This window comes from Streptomyces rishiriensis (genome assembly GCF_003112535.1).
Lineage (GTDB): Bacteria > Actinomycetota > Actinomycetes > Streptomycetales > Streptomycetaceae > Streptomyces > Streptomyces rishiriensis.
In genome coordinates this window covers 1-22,516 of record NZ_BEWA01000003.1, presented here as the reverse complement: position 1 = coordinate 22,516, position 22,516 = coordinate 1, and the positions used below count along the sequence as shown (strand labels likewise).

Sequence of the window (22,516 nt, the reverse complement as noted above, 5' to 3'; positions counted from 1 at the left end):
GCCGCCCTGCGTCGGGCAGGGGTTTGGATGTTTATGCGGACCAAACCCTAGCCGACGCCCTCCGGGGGGTCGCGGGGAGGGTGGCATACGCGCCGCGGGTCACCCCGAAGGGGTGGGAGGAGCGCCCGGCGTCGCCTAATAGCTCGTCAATGCGGCTTGTGCGACGGCCGCGGAGCGCCGGCTGCCGGCCGCCCCCACGCGACGGAGCCGCGGCGCGAAGCGGCCCGCGCCCTGCGCGGGCGCCGCACGTTCTACGGTTGCCGTGTGTCCTACTTCGACGCCGCATCCGCCGCTCCCCTGCATCCCGTCGCCCGACAGGCCCTGTTGGCCTCGCTGGACGAGGGGTGGGCAGACCCCGCCCGGCTGTACAGGGAGGGGCGACGGGCGCGGCTGCTGCTGGACGCGGCGCGCGAGGCGACGGCCGAGGCGGTGGGCTGCCGGCCGGACGAACTGACCTTCACCTCCTCCGGAACCCGGGCCGTGCACACCGGGATCGCGGGCGCGACGGCGGGACGGCGGCGGGCCGGACGTCACCTGATCGTGTCAGCCGTCGAACACTCCTCGGTACTGCATTCGGCCGAGGCGTTCGAGGCGGCGGGCGGGGCGGTGACCCGGGTGCCGGTGACCAGGACCGGCGCGGTCGCGGTCGAGTCCTACGTCGACGCCCTGCGGTCCGACACCGCGCTGGCCGCCCTGCAGTCGGCCAACCACGAGGTGGGCACCGAGCAGCCGGTGGCGGCGGTGGCCGAGGCGTGCCGGGAGGCGGGGGCGCCGCTGCTGGTGGACGCGGCCCAGTCGCTGGCATGGGGGGCGGTGGAGGGGCCCTGGTCCCTGCTCACCGGCAGCGCTCACAAGTGGGGCGGCCCGTCCGGGGTGGGGCTGCTCGTGGTCCGCAAGGGGGTGCGGTTCGCCGCTCAGGGGCCGGTGGACGAACGGGAGTCGGGACGGGCGGCCGGGTTCGAGAACCTCCCGGCGATCGTGGCCGCTGCGGCCTCGCTGCGGGCGGTGCGGGCGGAGGCGGCGGCCGAGGCGGCCCGGCTGCGGGACCTGACGGCACGGATCCGGGCGCGGGTGGCGGACGTCGTCCCGGATGTGGAGGTGGTCGGGGACCCGGATCGACGGCTGCCCGGGATCGTCACGTTCTCGTGTCTCTACGTCGACGGGGAGGCCCTGCTGCACGAGTTGGACCGGGCGGGCTTCTCCGTCTCGTCCGGGTCGTCCTGCACCAGCAGCACGCTGACGCCGAGCCATGTGCTGAGGGCGATGGGCGTGCTGAGTGAGGGGAATGTGCGGGTTTCCCTGCCGTGGGGAGCCGCCGAGGAGGACGTGGAGAGATTCCTCGCCGTGCTGCCGGGGGCGGTGGCGGGGGTGCGGGACAAGCTCGGGGCGCCGGCGCCCACGTCCGCGTCCGCGCCGGCGGCGGACGCGGGGGGCGAGGCGCTCGTCGTGGACGCGCTCGGCAGGCGGTGCCCGATTCCCGTCATCGAGCTGGCGAAGGTCATCGGGGACGTGCCGGTCGGCGGCACGGTGCGGGTGCTGTCCGATGACGAGGCGGCCCGGCTCGACATCCCCGCCTGGTGCGAGATGCGGGGACAGGAGTACCTCGGCGAGGAGCCGGCGGACCGCGGCGCTGTCTACACGGTCCGCCGGACGTCCTGAGTCAGGCCAGGTGCTTGCGGACCTCGGAGGCGGCCTCGTCGCCGTACGCGGTGGCGAAGCGGTCCATGAAGTGGGCGCGGCGCAGCTGGTACTCCTGCGTGCCGACGGTCTCGATGACGAGGGTGGCGAGCATGCAGCCGATCTGGGCGGCGCGCTCCAGGGAGACGCCCCAGGCCAGACCGGAGAGGAAGCCGGCGCGGAAGGCGTCGCCGACGCCGGTGGGCTCCAGCTTGCGCTCCTCCTGCGGGCAGCCGACCTCGATCGGGTCCTCGCCGTCGCGCTCGACGCGGACGCCGCGCGCGCCGAGGGTGGTGACGCGGTGGCCGACCTTGGCGAGGATCTCGGCGTCCGACCAGCCGGTCTTGGACTCGATGAGGCCCTTCTCGTACTCGTTGGAGAACAGGTACGTCGCGCCCTCCAGCAGTATGCGGATCTCCTCGCCGCCCATACGGGCGATCTGCTGCGAGAAGTCGGCGGCGAAGGGGATCGAGCGGGAGCGGCACTCCTCCGTGTGGCGGAGCATCGCCTCCGGGTCGTCGGCGCCGATCAGGACCAGGTCCAGGCCGCCCACGCGGTCGGCGACGGTCTTCAGCTCGATGAGACGGGCCTCGCTCATCGCACCCGTGTAGAAGGAGCCGATCTGGTTGTGGTCGGCGTCCGTGGTGCACACGAAACGGGCCGTGTGCAGGGTCTCGGAGATGCGGACCGACGCGGTGTCGACGCCGTGCCGGTCCAGCCAGGCCCGGTACTCGTCGAAGTCCGCGCCGGCGGCGCCGACGAGGATCGGACGGGTGCCCAGTTGCCCCATGCCGAAGGCGACGTTCGCTCCCACGCCGCCCCGGCGCACGTCCAGGTTGTCGACCAGGAAGGAGAGCGAGACCGTGTGCAACTGGTCCGCGACGAGTTGGTCCGCGAAGCGGCCGGGGAACGTCATGAGGTGGTCGGTCGCGATGGAGCCGGTGACTGCGATGCGCACGGCGTGGACTCTCCTGTGGGGAGGGGGATTGACAGTTCACGCTACCCGGTCCGTCCGCGCCACTGAAGCAGACGAAACTACCCGATAGTAGATCTTTCTTCGCAGGCTGCGCGTGCATACGGTTCGGTTATGACGAACCTCGAGTTCCACGCCCCCCAGTCGGCCGAGTTCGACGCCGGCCTGGCGTCGCTGCGCGGCGACTGCGCCCGGATGGCTCCGCACTGGGCGGCCCCGGAGAAGATCCTTTCCCGTCCGGTCTCCCCGTCACTCATCCACGGCGTGAAGGTCCCCGCGAGGTCCGCGCGGCTGCTGGAGGCCATGCCCGACTACGGCAACTAGGAGCTGCCCCTCAGGGCATCCGCTCCCGCCCGCTTCGGCGCGTTTCTCCGGTACGGCGCTCGGAAGGGAACCGTGCGCTCCCCCGTCGCGTCCCATCGGCATCCCTCGTCAAGGGGATGTGGGGTACGACAGCAGGGCAGCCGAAGGAGCGATGCGGTGAACACCGAGCGACCCGAGAACGACGACGCCGCGCGCGAGCCGGAGACGACGGGTTCCGAGGAGACCAAGGGTCCCGAGGAGACGACGGCCGGGCGGGTGAAGGCCGGGGCCGAACAGGCGAAGGCCGGAGAAGCTCCGGCCGAGACAGTGACGACGGCCGCGGAGCCGTCGGCCGAGACGGTGACGGACGGGGAGCCCTCGGACGGAGAGCCCTCGGACGGAGAGCCCTCGGCCGAAGAGACGGCGGTGGAGCCTTCGAAGGCGGCGGTTTTGAAGGAGCGGGACGCCAAGGAGCGGGGCGCTCAGGACGAGGAAGCCCGTCACGAGTCCGCCGCCGAGCCGCCGGCCGCCGTCTCCGGGGCCGCTTCCGGGGCGGCCCCCGACGCCCATGAGCCGTCCGGCGGTGGGGCCGCCGTCCCCGCCGACGAACCCGCCGACGAGCCCGTCGTGGCTCACGCGGTCGACGGCGAGGCCTCCGGCGGGTCCCGGCGCCGCTCCCCCGTGCTCGTCGCCTCCGTCGCGGCCGCCGTGCTGCTGGTGGGCGGCGGCGGGGCGTATCTCACCTCCGGCGCCCTGGGCCGTTCCGGCGGCGGCTCCGGAGCCGGGGCCCCCTCCGGCGACGGCACTCCCGCCGTCCTCGCCCTGGACGACTACTCCGCGGGTACGGGTGCCCCCCAGGGCGGCACGAGCGGTATCGCGCCCGGGGAGCCGAACCCCTACGGGGTGACGTACAAGGCCGCGGGCACGCTGCCCGCCGGTCCCGGTTCCGCGCCCGTGTACTGGGCGCGGGGCGAGGTCGACCGGGCGGACGTGGCCGGGCTCGCGAAGGCGCTGGGCGTCCAGGGGACGCCGGTGGTCGACGGGGAGGCCTGGAAGGTCGGCGTCGGCAACGACGGCTCGGGTCCGGTGCTGCGGGTGAACCGGCAGGCGCCGGGCATGTGGACGTTCGCCCGGTACGCGCCCGGCGGCGACGACTGCTCGGCCGGCGCCGTCAAGTGCACCAGGGGGTCCGGGGCTCAGGCCGACGCCCCGGTGAGCGAGGCGGCCGCGAAGAAGGCCGCGGCGCCGGTCCTCAAGGCGGTGGGCCAGGACGACGCCAAGGTGGACGCGAGCCAGGTCATGGGCGCCCAGCGGATGGTGAACGCCGAGCCGGTGATCGGCGGTCTGCCCTCCTACGGCTGGACGACCGGGATCAGCGTCAACGCGCAGGGCGAGGTCGTCGGCGGGAACGGGCAGCTGGAGACGCCGGTGAAGGGCTCCACATACCCCCTGCTGAGCGCGCGGGAGGCGCTGGACGCGCTGAACGCCGCGCCCGGCGGCGGCCACCGGATGGGCATCGGCGGTTGCGCCAGTCCGGTGCCGCTGAAGGACCGGCTGGAGAGTCCGTGCAAGGCCTCGACGACCCCGGCACGCCAGACCGCGACGGTCGAGGACGCGGTGCTCGGGCTGGCCCCGCACACCTCGGGCGGACGGCAGGTGCTCGTGCCGTCCTGGCTGTTCGAGGTGAAGGCGGCCGGGACCGAGGCGGGCTACACGGTGACGCAGCCGGCCGTCGAGCCCGCGTTCGTGAAGCCGGCGACGCCCGCGCCCGCTCCGACCCCGAGCGGCACGTCCGGCGCGTCCGGTGAGCGGAAGGTGCGCGTGGACGGCTACACCGTCGAGGGCAGGGAGCTGACCGTCGCTTTCACGGGAGGGGTGTGCGCCGACTACAAGGCGACGGCGGTGGAGACCGGCAGCGAGGTGAAGGTCACCGTGACGGAGACGCCGTGGCCGGGCAAGGTCTGCATCATGATCGCCAAGGTGTACCACCAGGTGGTGCAGCTGGACGAGGCGCCGGGCAGCCGCAAGGTGATCGGCTCCGACGGCAGGGCCGTCCCGCTGGAGAAGACGGGGGCCCGGCTGCCGCAGACGCGGTAGCGACCGCCCGTCCGCCGGCGGCCCGGCGCACGCGAAGGCGGCGTCCCCCTCGGAGGGGGACGCCGCCTTCGCGTCGTCCGGCCGTGCGACCGGACCGGTCGGCCAGGGGCCGGTACCGGTCCGGCGGCCGTACGGCGGACCTAGCTGAAGGAGTCGCCGCAGGCGCAGGAGCCCGTCGCGTTCGGGTTGTCGATCGTGAAGCCCTGCTTCTCGATCGTGTCGACGAAGTCGATCGACGCGCCGCCCAGGTAGGGGGCGCTCATGCGGTCGGTGACGACCTTGACGCCGTCGAAGTCCTTGACGACGTCGCCGTCGAGGGAACGCTCGTCGAAGAAGAGCTGGTAGCGCAGGCCGGAGCAGCCGCCCGGCTGAACGGCGACACGCAGGGCCAGGTCGTCGCGGCCTTCCTGGTCGAGCAGGGCCTTGACCTTCGCCGCGGCGGCGTCGGACAGGATGATGCCGTCGGTGACGGTGCTGGTCTCGTCCGATACGGACATCTACATCTCTCCCGGGTTGTACGGAGACTGCTTGCCGACGGTTGCAACCCACGGGGCCGCGGATTCATTCCGGGCCGAGCTGTTGTCTTCGCCGTCTTCGTCCTCTTACTCGTTCCCTTCTCATGCTCGCACACCCGGTTGCGGGCCGAAAACGTCTCACGGGGATTCACGTCACACCGACGCTATGACCATCGTCAAAGTGACGTGAAGCAGGTTATGATAGATAACGTCAATTCGACGAAAAGTAGAAAAGGTGCGTGTCGTGACCACCGCCCAGACCACGGAACTCGACGTACAGCCGACTCCGCTCGCCCTGTTGCTGCTCGGCCGTGAGGCCGACCCGAAGAGCGAGCGGGGCGTCGAGTGTCCCGGCGACCTGCCCTCGCCCTCCGACCCGGACCTGGTCGAGCGCGCCCGCGCCGCCAAGGCGAGGCTCGGTGACAAGGTCTTCGTGCTCGGCCATCACTACCAGCGCGACGAGGTCATCCAGTTCGCCGACGTCACGGGCGACTCCTTCAAGCTGGCCCGGGACGCGGCCGCCCGCCCGGAGGCCGAGTACATCGTCTTCTGCGGTGTGCACTTCATGGCCGAGTCCGCCGACATCCTGACGTCGGGCGACCAGAAGGTGGTCCTGCCCGACCTCGCCGCCGGCTGCTCGATGGCCGACATGGCCACCGCCGAGCAGGTCGCCGAGTGCTGGGACGTGCTGACCGAGGCCGGCATAGCCGAGCAGGTCGTGCCCGTCTCCTACATGAACTCGTCCGCGGACATCAAGGCGTTCACCGGCCGGCACGGTGGCACGATCTGCACCTCGTCCAACGCCCAGCGGGCCCTGGAGTGGGCCTTCGGGCAGGGGGATCCCGCCACGTCGAAGGTGCTCTTCCTGCCCGACCAGCACCTCGGCCGCAACACCGCCGTCCGCGACATGGGCATGTCCCTGGAGGACTGCGTCCTCTACAACCCGCACAAGCCCAACGGCGGGCTGACCGCACAGCAGCTGCGCGACGCGAAGATGATCCTGTGGCGCGGCCACTGCTCGGTGCACGGCCGCTTCAGCCTGGAGTCGGTCGAGGACGTCCGCGCCCGGATCCCCGGCGTGAACGTGCTCGTGCACCCGGAGTGCCGGCACGAGGTCGTGGCCGCGGCGGACTACGTCGGGTCGACCGAGTACATCATCAAGGCGCTGGAGGCGGCCCCGGCCGGCTCCAAGTGGGCCATCGGGACCGAGTTGAACCTGGTGCGCCGGCTGGCGAACCGTTTCGCGCCCGAGGGCAAGGAGATCGTCTTCCTCGACAAGACGGTCTGCTTCTGCTCGACCATGAACCGCATCGACCTCCCGCACCTGGTGTGGACCCTGGAGTCCCTCGCCGAGGGCAAGCTGGTCAACCGCATCGAGGTCGACGAGGAGACCGAGGCGTTCGCCAAGCTGGCGCTGGAGCGCATGCTGGCGCTGCCGTAGCAGGACCGCCGCAGGCCCAGGTCACCCCGGCAGCGGTTCCCGGTCGGGGTGGTCCGGGTCCAGCGAGAAGACGGTTCCGTCGGGGCTGAGCACCACCACGGCGCCCTCGGCGAGGAACACGCGCGCCGCGGCGTAGCCGGACCCGACGACGCGGTCGGCCCTCGCGGTGGACTCCCACAGCAGCCGCCCCGTCCTGATGTCGACGGCGGCGACCCGTCCGGAGGCGCTGGCCGCGAACACCGCCCGCCCCTTCGCGCCGGCGGCGGGCGTGCCGGGCTGCTGAAGGGTCGTCGAGGTCTGCCACAGCTGCCCGCCCGTCTCGGGCGAGTGGGCGACCAGCCGCCCCCTGGAGTCGGCGAAGCAGAGCACCCCGCCCACCAGCGCCGCCTGGCCGCGCGGGCTGCCGGCCAGCTTCTTCTTCCGTACGGCGCCGGTGTCCGGGTCGATCAGCAGGACCTCGTCGTACGCCGGCTCGTCGAAGCTCCGCTGGTCCCGCCGCACCTGCACCGCGAAGACCAGATCGCCGCCGAGGGCGCCGACGTAGTCGACGTCGCCGTCCGGCACGCTCACCTTCCGGGTGGAGCCGTCGGCGGGGTCCACGGCGTAGACCACGTTGCGCGACGGTGTGCCCGCGTCGAGGCAGACGGTGTACGGGACCCCGTCGACGTCGTGGAACTCACAGGAGTAGGTGGGCCCGGCGGGCACGGTGGCCGTCCAGCGCTCGGCGCCGCCCGGCAGTGCGCGGGCGGTCATGCGGCGACCGGCCGAGGTCAGCAGCAGATCGCCGGAGACGCCCGCCTGGACGGCGGTGGACGCGGACCGAGTCAGCGTGCGCGACCAGAGCGGCCTGCCGGTGGCCGCGTCGAGCGCGACGGCGGTGGTGCCCTGGTCGTTGCCCGCCTTGTTCGTCACGCTCTCCAGGACCAGCAGCACGCCCTCGTGCACCCCGAGGATCCTGCCGTTGTAGCGCGACTGCGCCAGGCCGGGCGGCAGGGACTCCGCCCGCCAGGCGAGCCGGCCGGTGGCTCCGTCGACGCGCACCGGGAGAGTGCCGTCCCCGGCGCAGTACAGCGCGCCCTCGCCCGTCGCGCAGGACAGGGCGGCGCCGTCGGGGGCTCCACCGCCCAGCGGTTTCGTCACCCCGCTCGCGGCCGCGCCGTACACCGAGGTACGCCAGGGCTTCCAGCCGTCCGGCAGGGGGTCCCAGCTGACCGACCCGCTGCCGGCGCCGGCGCCGCCCGACTGCTCGGTCCTGCCGAAGGGATCGAGGTCGAGCAGCAGGTAGGCGGTGAGCGCCAGGGCCAGGAAGCCCGCCGTTCCGGCCAGGACCGGCCACCGGCGCAGCCGGGAGCGGCGGCCGGGGCGGGGCGCGGCGGCGGGTGGGCCCGCTTCCTCGCCCGCCGGGGGCGGAGACGGCAGACGCAGGGACATCGTCTCCGCGTCTCCCGCGGCGGGCTCGGGCAGCGCCTGGGCGAACGCCTCGGCCAGTTCCGTGAGGCCGGGCCGGGACCCGGCCTCCTTGGCCAGGCAGCCGGTCAGGACCGCGCGCAGCGGCTCGGCCACGTCCGCCACGTCGGGTTCCTCCCGCAGCACCCGCCACGCCGTCAGATAGGGGCTGTCCGCGTCGAAGGGGCCGCGCCCCGTCGCGGCGAACACCAGCAGCGCGCCGAGTGAGAACACGTCCGAGGCGGGGCCGACCGAGCGGGCGTCCGTGAACTGCTCGGGCGACATGAACGGCGGGGTGCCGATCATCCTGCCGGTCTCGGTGAGCGTCTGGTTCTCCGCCGCCCGGGAGATCCCGAAGTCGATGACGCGGGGCCCGTCCTCGGCGATCAGGACGTTCCCGGGCTTGAGGTCGCGGTGGACGACCCCGGCCCGGTGGATCTCCCGCAGCGCCTCCACCAGGCCCAGGGCGAGCCGGCGCAGTTCCCTGCCGCGCAGCGGGCCGCGCTCGCGGATGCGGGCGGCGAGCGTGGGACCCGGCACGTACTGGGTGGCCATCCAGGGCCGGACGGCCTCCGGGTCGGCGTCCACGACCGGGGCGGTGAAGGCGCCGCTGACCTTGCGGACCGCCTCGATCTCCTGGCGGAAGCGGGTCCGGAAGACCGGGTCCTCGGCGTACTGGGCGTGCACGACCTTGACGGCGACCTCACGCCCCGAACGGGACCGGCCGCGGTAGACGACGCCCATCCCGCCGGCGCCGAGCCGGTCGACGATCCGGTACCCGCCGAGCGTCTTCGGGTCGTCCTTGTGCAGTGACACCGCTCCGATCCTCTCCCCCGCAGAGCAGTTCAGGCGCCCAGCATAGGTAAGCCGGGCGCCGCCGGGCGACGCGCCGCCCGCAGCCGCCCTCGGTCCGTCCTCGGTCCGCCCTCAGTCCGCCCTCGGGCGCACCAGGCCCGACTCGTAGGCGATCACCACGAGCTGGGCCCGGTCGCGGGCGCCCAGCTTGGCCATGGCCCGGTTGACGTGCGTCTTCACGGTGAGGGGGCTGACTTCCAGGCGTTCGGCTATCTCGTCGTTGGAGTGGCCGCCGGCCACCTGCACGAGGACCTCGCGCTCGCGTACGGTCAGCGCGCCCAGCCGGGCGGAGCGGGCGGGGTCCCGGTCGTCGTCCACCGCGCCGCCCTGGGCGAGGAAGCGGGCGATGAGGCCCTTGGTGGCGGTGGGCGAGAGGAGCGCCTCGCCGCCCGCGGCGATCCTGATCGCGCTGAGCAGTTCCTCCGGCTCGCTGCCCTTGCCGAGGAAGCCGGAGGCGCCGGCCCGCAGCGACTGCACGACGTAGTCGTCGACCTCGAAGGTCGTCAGGATGACCACCCGCACCTGGGCGAGGGAGGGGTCGGCGCTGATCAGGCGGGTCGCGGCGAGTCCGTCCGTGCCGGGCATGCGGATGTCCATCAGGACGACGTCGGCGCGCTCCCGCCTCGCCAGCGCGACCGCCTCCGCGCCGTCGGACGCCTCGCCGACCACCTGCATGTCGGGCTCGGAGTCGACGAGCACGCGGAAGGCGCTGCGCAACAGCGCCTGGTCGTCGGCGAGCAGGACGCGGATGGTCATACGAGATCCTCTGCGGTGCTGGGCGCCGCGGTGCGGGCGCGGGTCTTGACCGGCAGGATCGCGTGGACGCGGAAGCCGCCGCCGTAGCGCGGGCCGGTGGTGAGGGTGCCGCGCAGGGCGGTGACGCGTTCGCGCATGCCGAGCAGGCCGTGGCCGCCGCCGGTCGGTGTGCTCTCCTCGTCGGCCGCCTGCCCGTCGTCCAGGACCGTGACCTCGATGTTCGGCCCGACGCGCACGACGCTGACCTCCGCCTTCGCCTCGGGGCCCGCGTGTTTTTGGACGTTGGTGAGGGCCTCCTGGACGACCCGGTAGGCGGCCAGTCCGACGGCCGCGGGGAGTTCGGTGCCGTGGTCGGTGCGGGCCACCTCGACCCGGAGGCCGGCGCTGCGGAAGGTGCCGACGAGCTCGTCGAGGCGGTCCAGGCCGGGGGCGGGCTCGGTGGGGGCCTCGGGGTCGCCGGACTGGCGCAGCAGGCCGACGGTGGCGCGCAGTTCGTTGAGCGCTGAGCGGCTGGCCTCGCGGACGTGCGCGAGGGCCTCCTTGGCCTGGTCGGGCCGCTTGTCCATGACGTGCGCGGCGACTCCGGCCTGGACGTTCACCAGGGCGATGTGGTGGGCGACGACGTCGTGCAGGTCGCGGGCGATACGCAGGCGCTCCTCGGCGACCCTGCGGCGGGCCTCCTCCTCGCGGGTGCGTTCCGCGCGCTCGGCGCGTTCCCGGATGGCCTGGACGGCGGCCCGGCGGCTGCGCACGGCGTCCCCGGCGGTGGCGCCGATGCCGGTCCAGGCGAGGATGCCGAGGTTTTCCTGGGCGTACCAGGGCAGCGGTCCGGCGGTCATGGCCGCGCCGGTGAGCACCGTCATGGTGAGCAGGCCGGCCCGCACGGTGGTGGGGCGGTCGGTGGCGGCCGCGACGGTGAACAGGGCGACGACGGCGGACATGGCGACGGGGGCGCGGGGGTCGCCGGTGACGGACTCGGTCACGGAGGCGGCGCCGGTGAGAGCGAGGACCGTCATGGAGGCGCTGCGGCGGAAGACGAGGGCGACGGCGCTGAAGGTGATGAGCAGCAGGCTGAGCGGGTCGGGGCTGCGGACGCTCCAGCTGACGCCCTGTTCCCCGTGCGGGTCGACGAAGGAGCCCGCGAGCATGCAGAGCAGCACGCCTGCCGCGAGGGAGGCGTCGAGGGCCAGCGGGTGGGCCTTCAGCTGGCGCCGGGCCCGGGCGAGGGGGGTCACTGAGGGGTCACTTTTCAGTTGCCGTCGCTTTCCTTGCCGTGGCCGGGAGGCGCAGGGCGCCCCCGAGCCCCCGCTCCCTCAGGAGGCCGCCCCGGGCCGCCCGCTCACCCGGGGATCAGACCGTCGTCGCTCAGCATCTCCCGGACTTCCTCCAGGCTCGCGTCCGGGGACGGGAGAATGAGTTCGGAGGGTTCCAGTGCGTCGTCCGGAAGGGGGTCGCCGAGACGGCGGACGGCGTCCAGGAGGGCGCCGAGGGTGCGGTGGAAGCCCTTCTCGTCGCCCCTCTCCATCTCCGCGAGCAGTTCGTCGTCCAGCTTGTTCAGTTCGGCGAAGCGGGAGTCGGCCAGCTTCCACTGGCCCTCTCCCATGATCCGTACGATCACGTCGCCCTCCTCGGCTCCGGGCCCCCGCGCCGGGTCACTGCTTGTCGAAGCGCGGGGTGTCCTGCGGCTGCTGCTGGGACTGCGACGGGCTCGTGCCGCCCTCGATGGCCTGCTGTCCGGAGGACGGGCCTCCGGCGAGCTCCGCCTTCATGCGCTGCAGTTCCAGCTCCACATCCGTACCACCCGACAGCCGGTCCAGCTCGGCCTGGAGGTCGTCCTTGGCGATGCCGGTCGGGTCGTCGAGGGCGCCGGACGCCATGAGCTCGTCGAGGGCGCCGGCCCGGGCCTGGAGCTGGGCGGTCTTGTCCTCGGCGCGCTGGATGGCCAGGCCGACGTCACCCATCTCCTCGGAGATGCCGGAGAAGGCCTCGCCGATGCGGGTCTGCGCCTGGGCGGCGGTGTAGGTGGCCTTGATGGTCTCCTTCTTCGTGCGGAAGGCGTCCACCTTGGCCTGCAGGCGCTGCGCCGCCAGGGTGAGCTTCTCCTCCTCGCCCTGGAGCGTGGAGTGCTGCGTCTCCAGGTCGGTGACCTGCTGCTGGAGCGCGGCCCGGCGGGAGAGCGCCTCACGGGCGAGGTCCTCGCGGCCGAGGGCGAGCGCCTTGCGGCCCTGGTCCTCCAGCTTGGTGGACTGCGACTGCAGCTGGTTCAGCTGCAGTTCCAGGCGCTTGCGCGAGGTCGCGACGTCGGCGACGCCGCGACGGACCTTCTGCAGGAGCTCAAGTTGCTTCTGGTACGAGTAGTCGAGGGTTTCGCGCGGGTCCTCGGCCCGGTCAAGGGCCTTGTTCGCCTTCGCGCGGAAGATCATCCCCATACGCTTCATGACACCGCTCATGGGCTTCGCGCGCCCCCTTCTGAAGGACTCCGGCTCTCAGTCTGCGACAGAACCCACAGTACGGGCCCTGCATCCATTGACGCACTGTTCGGGGACGGATGCGCTCCTCCCCAAGGACGACTGACCGGGCCCCCTGCTCCGGCGTGAGGAGTAGGTGACTCTCAGGGTGAGCCGTACGTCACCCTGTGCCCCCTCTTCCTCGTGCTCGCCCGGGTCTGTCCCTTCTACAGACGACTGGTGTTGCCGGATCGTTCCCCTCCGGGCTGGGGTCCATGCCCGGGAGCGCTTACCCTTGGGTTTTGTGTTCCGTAGCCGTGCCAAGGAAGAGAAGGCTCCCGCCAACGCGGTGGTGACCGACTCCAAGCAGCCCCGCGACCCCCAGGCGAAGAAGGGTCGGCCCACGCCCAAGCGCAGTGAGGCCCAGTCCCAGCGCCGCAGCGTCGCCAACACGTCGACGTCGCGCAAGGACGCGGCCAAGCGCCAGCGCGACGAGCGCCGCGCCCAGATGGACCGCCAGCGCCAGGCGCTGGCGAGCGGGGACGAGCGGTATCTGCCGGCCCGCGACAAGGGGCCCGTCCGCAAGTTCGCGCGCGACTTCATCGACTCACGGTTCAACGTGGCGGAGTTCTTCCTGCCCATGGCCGTGGTCATCCTCGTGCTGAGCGTGGTGCGGGTGGGCTCGCTGCAGACCATCGCGCTGCTGCTGTGGCTGGTCGTGATCGTGCTGATCGTGCTGGACTCGCTCGTCACCGGCTTCCGGCTGCGCAAGCGGCTGGCCGAGCGCTTCGAGGGGCACAACCGCCGGGGCGCGGTGGCGTACGCGCTCATGCGCTCGCTGCAGATGCGCCGGCTGCGGCTGCCGAAGCCGCAGGTCAAGCGTGGAGCGCGGCTCTGAGCACTGCGGCTTTCTCCGGGGGGGCGGCCAAGGCCTGGCTCAGCAGGCTGGGCGGGCTGCGTGACGTCGTACGTCAGGAGCTGGTGGCCCGGCAGCTCGACGAGCAGATAGCCGGGCGGTACCCGGTCGGGCGGCGGCTGCGGGTGCTCGACGTGGGCATGGGCCAGGGCACGCAGGCGCTGCGGCTGGCCCGGCTCGGGCATCAGGTGACCGGTCTCGAACAGGACGCGACGATGATCGCCGCGGCCCGGGAGGCGCTGTCCGGGGAGCCCGAGGGCATCCGGGAGCGGATGCGGATCATCGAGGGCGACGGCCGGGACACCGGCGTGCACTTCCTGCCCGGCAGCTTCGACGTGGTGCTGTGCCACGGCGTGCTCATGTACGTCGAGGAGCCGGACGCCCTGCTCGCGGGGCTCGCCCGGATGCTGGCCCCCGGCGGACTGCTGTCGCTGCTGGTGCGCAACGCGGACGCGCTGGCCATGCGGCCGGGCATGTCCGGGGACTGGGCGGGCGCGCTGGCCGCCTTCGACACCGTCGCGTACCGCAACCGGCTCGGTCTGGACGTGCGGGCGGACCGGCTGGCCGCCCTGACCGGCACGCTCGCGGGGATCGGGGCGCCGCTGCAGGCCTGGTACGGCGTGCGGGTCTTCACGGACACGGCCGCGGACACGACGGAGATCCCCGGCGACGTCGAGGCGCTGCTGACCGCCGAGGAGCGGGCCGGGCGCACGGATCCCTACCGCCAGGTGGCGGCGCTGCTGCATCTGTGCGGCGTGCGCGGCTGAGCGCACGCCCAGGCGCGCACCGCCGGTCCTCGGGTGTGCTCCGCTCGTTCGGGTGAGCGGCGGGCGCGGTGAGGGACGTCCGACCGCCCCGGTGGCGTGGCCAAGACCGCGTGCGGACCGGGCCGGAGCCCGCGAGCCCGGCCCGGTCCGCACGGAGAGCCCAAGCCCTACGCCTCGTTGGCCTGCAGGCTCATCGGACCGTAGATCTCGGAGGAGTCCTCGAAGAGCCGGACCTGGTCGGCGCCGCCTTCGAGGAGGTCCTTCCAGACCTCCCCGATCCAGGACTCGGCGTCCCCCTGCGTGGTGAACTCCTCGGGCTGCACCGCGGGTTGGACCTCCGTCCCGTCGGACTTCTCGAACCGCCACGTCCATGCCGCCATGTACGCCTCCCAGCTGTGACCACGTGCAGAGCAGAAGCCGGATCGAGGTCCGGCTTCTGCTGCGCAGCCTAGCCGGATGCGCAAGACCGGGTCGCACGCGCGAAAATCAGCTCCGTGGAAGTCACTCTGCTCGGTACCGGCGCCCCGGCGGGCCTGCCCCGCCCCGACTGCTCCTGCGCCGTGTGCGCGACCTCGCTCGGCGCGCACGCGCGGGCGGCGACCTCGTTGCTCGTGGACGGGGCCCTGTTGCTCGATCTCACTCCGGGCGCGGCGTTCGCGGCCGCGCGGGCGGGGCGTTCGCTGAGCGGGGTGAGCCAGGTCCTGCTGACGCACCCGCACGACGGTCCTGCCGTGGAGGTGGCGGCCGGGCTGCCGCAGCCCGCCCGCGCCTCGGACGGGCGCGATCCGATGCTGCCGACAGGGCATCGGGTGCGGGCGGTGGCGATGGACGCGCCGGGCACCGGGTACGCGGTGACGGGCCCGGACGGGCAGCGGCTGCTGTATCTGCCGCCCGGCGGCGCGCCGGCGGGCCTGGAGGAGGGCTCGGAGCCCGCCGAACGCTACGACATGGTCCTCACGGACGTGGTGGGGCGGCCGGACGGGCTGGCGAAGCTGCGGGCGGTCGGCGCGGTGGGGCCCACGACGGACGTGGTCGCCGTCCATCTGGACCACGACGTGGCGCCGGGCGCGGAGCTGCGGCGGCGGCTCGCGGCGGCGGGCGCGCGGGCGGTGCCGGACGGCTCGACGCTGACGGTGGGGGTATACGACGACGGGTCAGCCATGTCAGCCGTGCCGGACGTGCCGCGGCGGACGATGGTGCTGGGCGGCGCCCGGTCGGGGAAGTCCGTGGAGGCCGAGCGGCGGCTGGAGTCCTTCCCCGGCGTGCTGTACGTCGCCACCGGAGGCGCCCGGGGCGGCGACACCGAGTGGGCCTCGCGGGTGGCCGCGCACCGGGAGCGGCGGCCGGGGTCGTGGCGGACGACGGAGACCTGCGACCTGGCGCCGCTGCTGGTCCAGGAGGGGGCGCCGCTGCTGATCGACTGTCTCTCGCTGTGGCTGACGGACGTCATGGACTCCGTCGGGGCGTGGGACGACGCGGTGTGGGCGGACGGCGGTGAGCGGGCGCTGCGTTCCCGCGTGGCGGAGTTGGCGGAGGCGGTGCGCTCGGCTCGGCGGACGGTGGTGCTGGTGTCCAACGAGGTGGGTTCGGGAATCGTGCCGGCCACGGCGTCGGGGCGGCGTTACCGCGACGAGCTGGGGCGGTTGAACGCGGCGGTCGCGGACGAGTGCGAGCAGGTCGTGCTGGTCGTCTCGGGGCAGGCGCTGGTGCTCCGGGGGTGAGCCCGGGGCCCGGCCCGCTCAGCCGCGGCGCGCGACGATCCGGTAGGCGTTGCAGAAGCGGGTGCGGCGCAGGGCGGGGGCCAGCAGGTGGTCGAGGGCCGCGGCCGGGGCCGTCAGGGATCCGGCCACCCGGGGCAGGCGGGTGCGCCGGGCGTAGAGCGCGGCGGCGGCCGCCAGGTCCCGTGGGGCGTGGGCGGCTCTGCGGTCCGTGACGACGATCTCGCAGCCTCGCGCCTCCAGTTCGGCCCGGAGGTTGGCCAGGGGGATCAGATGGAGGTGGCGGGGCTGGTCGTAGAAGTGCCACCACTTGCCCAGGACGCGCGCGAACGCGCTCGCGGGGTCGGGGAGTTCGAGGAGCAGGTGGCCCCCGGGACGCAGGGCCGCCAGCGCCGCCGCGAGTTCCCGTCTGGGGTCCCGGGTGTGTTCCAGGTGGTGGAGCATGCTGACCACGTCGTAACGGCCGCGCAGCCGGGCCAGGATCTGGGGGGCCGTCAACTGGCCCACGTGAGCCTCGTCGAGCCGGCCCGCGGCCCTCGCCCGCTCCGCCCGCGGGGTCGGGTCCACCCCGTCGAACGCCGTGTAGGCGAACAGCGGCCTGGCCGCCTCCGGGAAGGCGGCGTCCCCCGTCCCGACGTCCAGCCAGCTCTCCGGCTCGGGGAAACGCAGCATCGTCCGGGCCGTGGCCTGCAGGCGTCCGCGGTCGACGGGCCGGTTCTCCTCGGCGGCGTACAGCTCCAGCCCCTCGGGGGTCAGGCGCGGGTTCTGGAAGGCGTGCGCGCAGTCCCGGCACTCGTCGACGACGAACGTGCCGGGCCTTGGCAGCCGCAGATCAGGTGCGCGCAGGCGGGTGCGCAGGCGCTTCGAGGCGCACCAGGGGCAGTCGTCGCGGCGCGGCTCGTGGACGGGCCTGAGAGGCATGAGCGGCTCCGGGGCGAAGGGGAGAAAGGGCAAGGGGGAAAGGGACGGGAAAGGGGACGGGGGAGAAAAGGGAGGGGGGCGAGGAGAAGGAGGGGAAGGGGAGAAAGGAGCGGGTGGTGATATACGGCAAAACGGAACGTATGGGATACCGGTGCGGGGTGCAACGACGTCGCGCCGGTGTGGTGGCGACGTGGCGCGGAACCGGTCGATCGGTGCCGGTACTGTTCGGCGAATGAGCTCGCTTAATCTCGACGACTTCACCGATCTGATCGAGCGCCCCGACGGCGGGACGCGCCGTGACGCAGAGGCGCGCCGGGAGCGTCAGATCGTGCCGCCCGGATCGCTGGGGCGACTGGACGACCTGGGTGAGTGGCTGGCGGCGGCGCAGGGCTCGTCGCCGGTGCGGCCGATCGAGAGGCCGCGGGTGGTGCTGTTCGCGGGCGACCACGGCGTCGCCGAGCTCGGCGTCTCCGCCCGGCCCGCGGGCAGCGCCGCGGAGTTGGTGCGGGAGGTCCTGGAGGGCGGCCGCCCGGTGTCCGTGCTCGCCCGTCGGCTCGGCGTGCCGCTACGGGTCGTGGACATGGCGCTGGACTGCGACCCGGACGCGTTCCCCGCGGACGTCGTGCGGCACCGGGTGCGGCGCGGCAGCGGCCGTATCGACGTCGAGGACGCGCTGACGCTCCAGGAGGCCGAGGCCGCCTTCCTGGCGGGCGTGGCCGTCGCGGACGAGGAGGCGGACTCCGGCACCGATCTGGTCGTGCTCGGCGATGTCAGCGTGGGCGGGACGACGGCCGCGGGCGTGCTGGTCGCCGCACTGTGCGGGACCGACGCGTCCGTGGTGACCGGGCGCGGCGGCGAGGCGATCGACGACCTCGCGTGGATGCGCAAGTGCGCCGCCGTCCGGGACGCGCTGAGGCGGGCGCGGCCGGTGCTGGGCGAGCAGCTGCACCTGCTGGCGACGGTGGGCGGGGCCGACCTCGCGGCCATGACGGGCTTTCTCCTCCAGTGCGCGGTACGGAAGTTGCCGGTGGTCCTGGACGGGGTCGTGGCGGCCGCGTGCGCGCTCGTCGGACAGCGGATCGCCTTCCGGGCGCCCGACTGGTGGCTGGCCGGCCACAAGAGCGGTGAACCGGGACAGGCGAAGGCACTCGACCGGATGGCTCTGGAACCACTGCTGGACCAGGGCGTGAAGGTCGGGGAGGGCGCCGGGGCGCTGCTCGCGCTGCCGTTGGTGCAGGCGGCGGCCGCGCTGGCCGCCGAGCTGCCGGAGAAGCCCGCGGAGGCCGAGGAGGCCGAGGAGACCGCGGAGGCCACGGAGGCCACGGAGGCCACGGAGGCCGACGAGAAGTCCGAGGACTCTGCGACTGAGGGTTCCACGACCGGGGGTCCCGCGACCGGGGGTTACGCGGAGGAATCCGCGGCGGAGTAGGACAGCGAGGCCAAAAGGGACAGGCGGCAGCAAAAGAGCCGTTTCCCGGAAGTGCACCCATATGATCACCGATCATGGGCAACACCCGGGGCGCCGCCGCCTTCGCCGTCTGGTACCTGCGGGCCGTCGCGTTCGTCAACTTCCTCAGTGCGGCGTGGGTCTCCCTGGGGCAGGACGTACGGCGGCACAACCAGGAGAACCTCTTCACGCCGTACCTGCTCACGGCCGGATTCGCGTCCGGGGCCTTCACCGCGTTCCTGGCCGTCACCATGCGGCGGCGCAAGCGGGCCGCGTGGATCCTGAACGTCTGTCTGAGCGGGGCGTTCCTGGGCCTGTTCGCGCTGGCCATGGCGTTCCCGGAGATCCGACGGCAGCCCCAGAACTGGGTCTCTCTCGCGCTGACCGCCGTGTTCGTCGCCGCGCTGGTCGCGGGGCGGCGGGAGTTCTACGCGAAGGGCGACCGGTCCAACCCGAAGCTCGCCGCCGCCGTCGCGGCCGGCGGGCTGCTGGCCTCGTCGCTGCTGGCCGCGCTGCTGGTGACGGCGACCGACCGGTCGTCCGCGCCGTCCACCTTCCTCGAACGCTGGCGCTACGGCGCGCTGCGGCTGGTCTCCGTCGCCGCCGACGACTACCGCGTCGCCGCGATCACCACTCCCACCTGGGTCGACGTCGCCGTCAACGTGCTGAGCACCGCGCTCGTCCTCGCCGTCCTGTACGCCGCCTTCCGCTCCCGGCGGGCGGTCGAACCGCTCACCGAGGACGACGAGAAGAGGCTGCGGGAGCTCCTCGACCGGCACGGCGAGCGGGACTCGCTCGGGTACTTCGCGCTGCGCCGGGAGAAGAGCGTGCGCTGGTCGCCGACCGGGAAGGCGGCCGTCGCCTACCGCGTCCTGGGCGGGGTGTCGCTGGCCTCCGGCGATCCGCTCGGCGATCCGGAGGCCTGGCCCGGCGCGATCGAGCCGTGGCTCGCCGAGGCGCGGGCGCAGGGCTGGATCCCGGCGGTGATGGGGGCGGGCGAGGAGGCGGGGACGGTCTACGCCCGGCACGGGCTGGACGCGCTGGAGCTCGGCGACGAGGCGATCGTCGACGTCGCCGAGTTCACCCTGGAGGGGCGGGCCATGCGGACCGTCCGGCAGGCCTGCAACCGGGTGAGGCGGGCCGGGTACACCGTGCGCGTCCGGCGGCACGAGGACATTCCGGCCGACGAGATGGCGTCCCTGGTGCGTCGCGCCGACGACTGGCGGGACGGGGCCACCGAGCGCGGGTTCAGCATGGCGCTGGGCCGGCTCGGGGACCCGCGGGACGGGCGTTGCGTGATGCTGGAATGCGCCGACGCCGGGGGCGAGTTGCGGGCCCTGCTCTCGTTCGTGCCGTGGGGGCCGAACGGGCTGTCCCTCGACCTGATGCGCCGGGACCGCGACTGCGACAACGGGCTGGTCGAGTTCATGGTCATCGAGCTGCTCCGGCTGGCCCGGCAGACTTCGGCGGCCGCTGAGACCCCCAGGGCTCCTGAGACCCCGGAGGCACGGGACGCCTGGGGCTCCTGGGAGGCCCGGGATTCCGGCGGGGACCCGGCGGCCGGCGGGGACCGGGCGGCCGGGGAGATCCGGGTCGCGCAGGTCTCGCTGAACTTCGCCGTGTTCCGCTCCGTGTTCGAGCGTGGGTCGCGGCTCGGCGCCGGGCCGGTGCTGAGGCTGTGGCGGTCGCTGCTCGGCTTCTTCTCGCGCTGGTGGCAGATCGAGTCGCTGTACCGCGCCAACGCCAAGTACCGGCCCATCTGGGAGCCGAGGTTCCTGCTCTTCGAGAAGAGCGCGGACCTGCCCCGGATCGGCATCGCGGCGGCGCGGGCGGAGGGGTTCCTGGAGGCGCCGGGGCTGCCGAAGTGGCTGCACCGCAGGCGCCTGGGGACCCGCCGGTGACGCGGATCGTCCGCTGGACCCGGTCCGAGTGGGGGCCGTTGTGCACGGCCGTGCGCGATCCGCTGGCGGCCCGGCGGTGGCGGGCCGCGCCGATGACGCTGGGCGCGGTGTGCCTGACGTCGGCGACCCAGGTCGTGCAGAACCGGCCGTGGGGCTACCAGCCGGTCCAGGACCTCGGGGCGGTGCGGGCCGAGGATCCCCTGGGGCTCGCCCTTCTACGGACCCCGCTGTCGTTGTTCGTCCCCGCGCTGGATCTGCCGGTGTGGGGCGCCCTCGCCCAGATCCTGCTGGTGTTCGGGATCGCCGAACTGTGTCTGGGCTGGTGGCGGACGCTCGTCATCGCCTACGCCGCCACCCTCGCCGGGACCCTCTACGCGCGCGTGGGCATCGCCCTCGGTCCGCACGGCCCGCTCGGGCTGCCCGCCTCCGACGCCCTGGTGGTGGACACCGGCCCGTCGGCGGCCGTGGTCGGCCTCGCGGTGTTCCTGGGCTGGCGTCATCGCGCGTACGCGACGGCGGCCGCGGTGATCGTCGCGATGGCCGTCGAAGTGGCGGTGAAGGGCAACCTGGCGGGCAAGGAGCATCTGGCGGCGATCGCCGCGGTCCTGGCGCTGTGCGGGGCCGCGCAGGCCCGCCGGCGTCAGCGCCGCTCGGCGGAGGCGGTGAGTTCCGCGTCGGTCTTGCCGCCCAGCCAGTCCCCGACGAGCCGGCGCGGACGGGCCCAGCGCCGGTCGTGACGGTAGGCGCGCAGCGTCGCCCTCGCCCGCGCGCGGGGGCGCCGCCGGTAGAACCGCCGGGCCCACGGCGAGCCCGGACGGGCCAGCCGGACGAGGCCGATCAGACCCACGAAGGGCACGAACACGCTGAAGACGGCCGTCATGACCTTGCCCTTGGTCAGCACGGCCAGCGAGAAGAGGAGGTTGACCGCGACGGTCACGAGGACGCCCCCGCGGTCCTGGAGCTCCGCCTGGCTCATGTCGTTGACCCCGAAGGGCGCGAAGCCCACCAGCAGCAGTCCGCCCAGCGCAGCCGTCAGGACCACGGCCTCCACGCTCTTGCGGCCCGCCTCCGTCCAGTACACGTCGTCCAGGTGCAGGATCAGCGCGAACTCGTCGAGGACGAGCCCCGTCCCGATGCCGAAGACCACCGCGCAGGCGCTCGAACCGAAGCCGTGCCGCCCGCTGGCCACCGCGCCGAAGCCGCCCGCGACGGTCAGGACGACGCCCGGCACCACATGGTGGATGTGCACGCCGCCGGAGCTGATGTTGCCGAAGGGGCCACGGCCGGCCCGGATCAGCCGGGTGATGACCCGGGTGACCAGGAAGGTGAGCACGAACGCGGCCAGCGCGAGCAGCAGGGGGAGCTTGCCCGGTTCGACGACGTTGCGCTGCAGCCAGTGGCCCATGCCGTCAGTCTCACGGGCGGCGGGGCGGGCTGCCTCGCGGGCGGGGCGTCCGGGCTACTCTGCCGCCGTGTCCACGACCTCGCCCTTCGACGGCCTCCGCTTCGCCTTCGGCACCCTGACCGCGCTCCCGGTGAGGGTGTCCCGCTGGGACCGGGCGGCCGCCCGCGGGGGCATGCTGAGCGCCCCTCTGGTCGGCCTGGTGGTCGGCGGCTGCGCGGCCGGACTCGGGCTGCTGCTGCTCCGGCTGGGCGCGAGCGCGCTGCTGGCCGCCGTCGCCTCCGCCGCCGTGCCCGCCGTCCTCACCCGCGGGCTGCACCTGGACGGGCTGGCCGACACCGCGGACGGTCTGGGCAGCGGAAAGCCCGCCGAGGACGCGCTGCGGATCATGAAGCAGTCGGACATCGGCCCCTTCGGGGTGCTCACGCTCGTTCTCGTGCTGCTGGCGCAGGTGGCCGCGCTGACGCAGCTCTACGACGCCTCGTGGGCCCTGGGCGCGCTGGCCGCCGTCGTCTCGGCCGTCGCCGCCCGCCTCGCGCTGACCCTGGCCGCCCGCGACGGGGTGCCGCCGGCGCGGCCGGAGGGGCTGGGCGCGGCGGTGGCGGGGGTGGTCCCGGTGCGCGGGGCGGTCCTCGCCGCCGGCGTCGTCGCGCTGGCCGCGGCGGGCGCGGGAGCGTGGTGGGGGCCGTACGGGAGCGGCGTCGTCGTCCTGATCGGGTCGGGGACGGCCGGGGCGGGGGCCGCGGGGGCCTCCTTCGAGCCGTACGACGCCATAGGGCCGGTGCTGGCGGTCCTCGCCGCCCTCGTCGCCGCCGAACTCCTCCTGCGGCACTGCACGCGCCGCTTCGGCGGGGTCACCGGGGACGTCTTCGGCGGCCTGGCGGAGACCGCGGCGACGACCGCCCTGATCGTGCTCTGCCTGGGCCGCTAGGGT

21 protein-coding genes are annotated in these 22,516 nt (G+C 73.7%); 11 read left to right on the top strand and 10 right to left on the bottom strand.

Annotated features, from left to right (window positions below):
- The first annotated feature begins 264 nt into the window (after positions 1–264).
- Positions 265–1,659: a cysteine desulfurase/sulfurtransferase TusA family protein gene (locus Sri02f_RS04935; RefSeq protein WP_109000188.1), complete on the top strand. Its 1,395-nt coding sequence runs from the start codon at positions 265–267 to the stop codon at positions 1,657–1,659.
- A 1-nt stretch (position 1,660) separates the two neighbouring features.
- Here the strand turns inward: Sri02f_RS04935 and Sri02f_RS04930 are convergent, their stop codons facing one another.
- Entirely contained in the window at positions 1,661–2,635 is a 975-nt protein-coding gene (locus Sri02f_RS04930; RefSeq protein WP_108999839.1) for a carbohydrate kinase family protein, read from the bottom strand.
- Positions 2,636–2,764: 129 nt separating this feature from the next.
- Here Sri02f_RS04930 and Sri02f_RS04925 point away from each other — a divergent pair, with 129 nt between their 5' ends.
- Entirely contained in the window at positions 2,765–2,974 is a 210-nt protein-coding gene (locus tag Sri02f_RS04925; protein ID WP_108999838.1) for a hypothetical protein, read from the top strand.
- 156 nt (positions 2,975–3,130) lie between these two features.
- Entirely contained in the window at positions 3,131–5,050 is a 1,920-nt protein-coding gene (locus Sri02f_RS04920; protein WP_108999837.1) for a hypothetical protein, read from the top strand.
- Between the two features lie 140 nt (positions 5,051–5,190).
- On the opposite strand, the gene Sri02f_RS04915 is transcribed toward Sri02f_RS04920, so the two are convergent.
- On the bottom strand, positions 5,191–5,547 hold the full coding sequence (locus tag Sri02f_RS04915; protein WP_030794551.1) for a HesB/IscA family protein: 357 nt from the start codon (positions 5,545–5,547) through the stop codon (positions 5,191–5,193).
- Positions 5,548–5,809: 262 nt separating this feature from the next.
- On the opposite strand from Sri02f_RS04915, the gene nadA reads away from it, so the two are divergent.
- Positions 5,810–7,006, top strand: coding sequence for a quinolinate synthase NadA (gene nadA / locus Sri02f_RS04905; RefSeq protein WP_109000187.1), 1,197 nt, complete (start codon positions 5,810–5,812; stop codon positions 7,004–7,006).
- 21 nt (positions 7,007–7,027) lie between these two features.
- Here the strand turns inward: nadA and Sri02f_RS04900 are convergent, their stop codons facing one another.
- The 5 genes from Sri02f_RS04900 to Sri02f_RS04880 form a co-directional block, all read right to left on the bottom strand.
- On the bottom strand, positions 7,028–9,268 hold the full coding sequence (locus Sri02f_RS04900) for a serine/threonine-protein kinase (protein ID WP_108999835.1): 2,241 nt from the start codon (positions 9,266–9,268) through the stop codon (positions 7,028–7,030).
- 111 nt (positions 9,269–9,379) lie between these two features.
- On the bottom strand, positions 9,380–10,063 hold the full coding sequence (locus Sri02f_RS04895) for a response regulator (RefSeq protein ID WP_108999834.1): 684 nt from the start codon (positions 10,061–10,063) through the stop codon (positions 9,380–9,382).
- A complete protein-coding gene (locus Sri02f_RS04890; RefSeq protein ID WP_108999833.1) occupies positions 10,060–11,298 on the bottom strand; it encodes a sensor histidine kinase in 1,239 nt (412 codons plus the stop codon). The genes Sri02f_RS04895 and Sri02f_RS04890 overlap by 4 nt, the downstream gene beginning before the upstream one ends.
- 104 nt (positions 11,299–11,402) lie before the next feature.
- Entirely contained in the window at positions 11,403–11,681 is a 279-nt protein-coding gene (gene pspAA / locus Sri02f_RS04885) for a PspA-associated protein PspAA (protein ID WP_108999832.1), read from the bottom strand.
- A 34-nt stretch (positions 11,682–11,715) separates the two neighbouring features.
- Complete coding sequence (locus tag Sri02f_RS04880; RefSeq protein ID WP_245970467.1) at positions 11,716–12,486, bottom strand: PspA/IM30 family protein; 771 nt, start codon at positions 12,484–12,486, stop codon at positions 11,716–11,718.
- 328 nt (positions 12,487–12,814) lie between these two features.
- On the opposite strand from Sri02f_RS04880, the gene Sri02f_RS04875 reads away from it, so the two are divergent.
- Positions 12,815–13,408: a DUF3043 domain-containing protein gene (locus tag Sri02f_RS04875; RefSeq protein ID WP_373865068.1), complete on the top strand. Its 594-nt coding sequence runs from the start codon at positions 12,815–12,817 to the stop codon at positions 13,406–13,408.
- Between the two features lie 83 nt (positions 13,409–13,491).
- Positions 13,492–14,193 carry a methyltransferase domain-containing protein gene (locus Sri02f_RS04870; RefSeq protein WP_108999830.1) on the top strand — a complete coding sequence of 234 codons (702 nt, stop codon included), beginning with the start codon at positions 13,492–13,494 and terminating at the stop codon, positions 14,191–14,193.
- Positions 14,194–14,360: 167 nt separating this feature from the next.
- On the opposite strand, the gene Sri02f_RS04865 is transcribed toward Sri02f_RS04870, so the two are convergent.
- Complete coding sequence (locus Sri02f_RS04865) at positions 14,361–14,573, bottom strand: hypothetical protein (protein WP_108999829.1); 213 nt, start codon at positions 14,571–14,573, stop codon at positions 14,361–14,363.
- A 114-nt stretch (positions 14,574–14,687) separates the two neighbouring features.
- Between Sri02f_RS04865 and Sri02f_RS04860 the strand changes: the two genes are divergently transcribed.
- Positions 14,688–15,914 (top strand): bifunctional adenosylcobinamide kinase/adenosylcobinamide-phosphate guanylyltransferase, encoded by a 1,227-nt coding sequence (locus Sri02f_RS04860; protein WP_108999828.1) that lies wholly within the window; start codon positions 14,688–14,690, stop codon positions 15,912–15,914.
- A gap of 18 nt (positions 15,915–15,932) precedes the next feature.
- On the opposite strand, the gene Sri02f_RS04855 is transcribed toward Sri02f_RS04860, so the two are convergent.
- Positions 15,933–16,832, bottom strand: coding sequence for a class I SAM-dependent methyltransferase (locus Sri02f_RS04855; RefSeq protein WP_108999827.1), 900 nt, complete (start codon positions 16,830–16,832; stop codon positions 15,933–15,935).
- 232 nt (positions 16,833–17,064) lie between these two features.
- Here Sri02f_RS04855 and cobT point away from each other — a divergent pair, with 232 nt between their 5' ends.
- The 3 genes from cobT (at position 17,065) to Sri02f_RS42020 (ending at position 20,917) form a co-directional block, all read left to right on the top strand.
- A complete protein-coding gene (gene cobT / locus Sri02f_RS04850; RefSeq protein WP_245970443.1) occupies positions 17,065–18,261 on the top strand; it encodes a nicotinate-nucleotide--dimethylbenzimidazole phosphoribosyltransferase in 1,197 nt (398 codons plus the stop codon).
- Positions 18,262–18,335: 74 nt separating this feature from the next.
- Complete coding sequence (locus tag Sri02f_RS04845; RefSeq protein ID WP_245970441.1) at positions 18,336–20,180, top strand: phosphatidylglycerol lysyltransferase domain-containing protein; 1,845 nt, start codon at positions 18,336–18,338, stop codon at positions 20,178–20,180.
- On the top strand, positions 20,177–20,917 hold the full coding sequence (locus Sri02f_RS42020) for a hypothetical protein (RefSeq protein ID WP_159106663.1): 741 nt from the start codon (positions 20,177–20,179) through the stop codon (positions 20,915–20,917). The genes Sri02f_RS04845 and Sri02f_RS42020 overlap by 4 nt, the downstream gene beginning before the upstream one ends.
- Here the strand turns inward: Sri02f_RS42020 and Sri02f_RS04830 are convergent.
- Positions 20,821–21,585, bottom strand: coding sequence for a hypothetical protein (locus Sri02f_RS04830; RefSeq protein ID WP_108999826.1), 765 nt, complete (start codon positions 21,583–21,585; stop codon positions 20,821–20,823). The genes Sri02f_RS42020 and Sri02f_RS04830 overlap by 97 nt on opposite strands.
- 67 nt (positions 21,586–21,652) lie before the next feature.
- Between Sri02f_RS04830 and Sri02f_RS04825 the strand changes: the two genes are divergently transcribed.
- Positions 21,653–22,513, top strand: coding sequence for an adenosylcobinamide-GDP ribazoletransferase (locus Sri02f_RS04825; RefSeq protein WP_245970439.1), 861 nt, complete (start codon positions 21,653–21,655; stop codon positions 22,511–22,513).
- Positions 22,514–22,516 lie beyond the last annotated feature (3 nt).

What these genes read in the sequence shown, in the direction of transcription:
- Sri02f_RS04830 (WP_108999826.1), bottom strand. Translation starts at nt 21,585, where the DNA reads ATGGGCCACTGGCTGCAGCGCAACGTCGTCGAACCGGGCAAGCTCCCC.
- Sri02f_RS04925 (WP_108999838.1), top strand. Translation starts at nt 2,765, where the DNA reads ATGACGAACCTCGAGTTCCACGCCCCCCAGTCGGCCGAGTTCGACGCC.
- cobT (WP_245970443.1), top strand. Translation starts at nt 17,065, where the DNA reads ATGAGCTCGCTTAATCTCGACGACTTCACCGATCTGATCGAGCGCCCC.
- Sri02f_RS04865 (WP_108999829.1), bottom strand. Translation starts at nt 14,573, where the DNA reads ATGGCGGCATGGACGTGGCGGTTCGAGAAGTCCGACGGGACGGAGGTC.
- Sri02f_RS04915 (WP_030794551.1), bottom strand. Translation starts at nt 5,547, where the DNA reads ATGTCCGTATCGGACGAGACCAGCACCGTCACCGACGGCATCATCCTG.
- Sri02f_RS04855 (WP_108999827.1), bottom strand. Translation starts at nt 16,832, where the DNA reads ATGCCTCTCAGGCCCGTCCACGAGCCGCGCCGCGACGACTGCCCCTGG.
- Sri02f_RS04845 (WP_245970441.1), top strand. Translation starts at nt 18,336, where the DNA reads ATGGGCAACACCCGGGGCGCCGCCGCCTTCGCCGTCTGGTACCTGCGG.
- Sri02f_RS04895 (WP_108999834.1), bottom strand. Translation starts at nt 10,063, where the DNA reads ATGACCATCCGCGTCCTGCTCGCCGACGACCAGGCGCTGTTGCGCAGC.
- Sri02f_RS04880 (WP_245970467.1), bottom strand. Translation starts at nt 12,486, where the DNA reads ATGATCTTCCGCGCGAAGGCGAACAAGGCCCTTGACCGGGCCGAGGAC.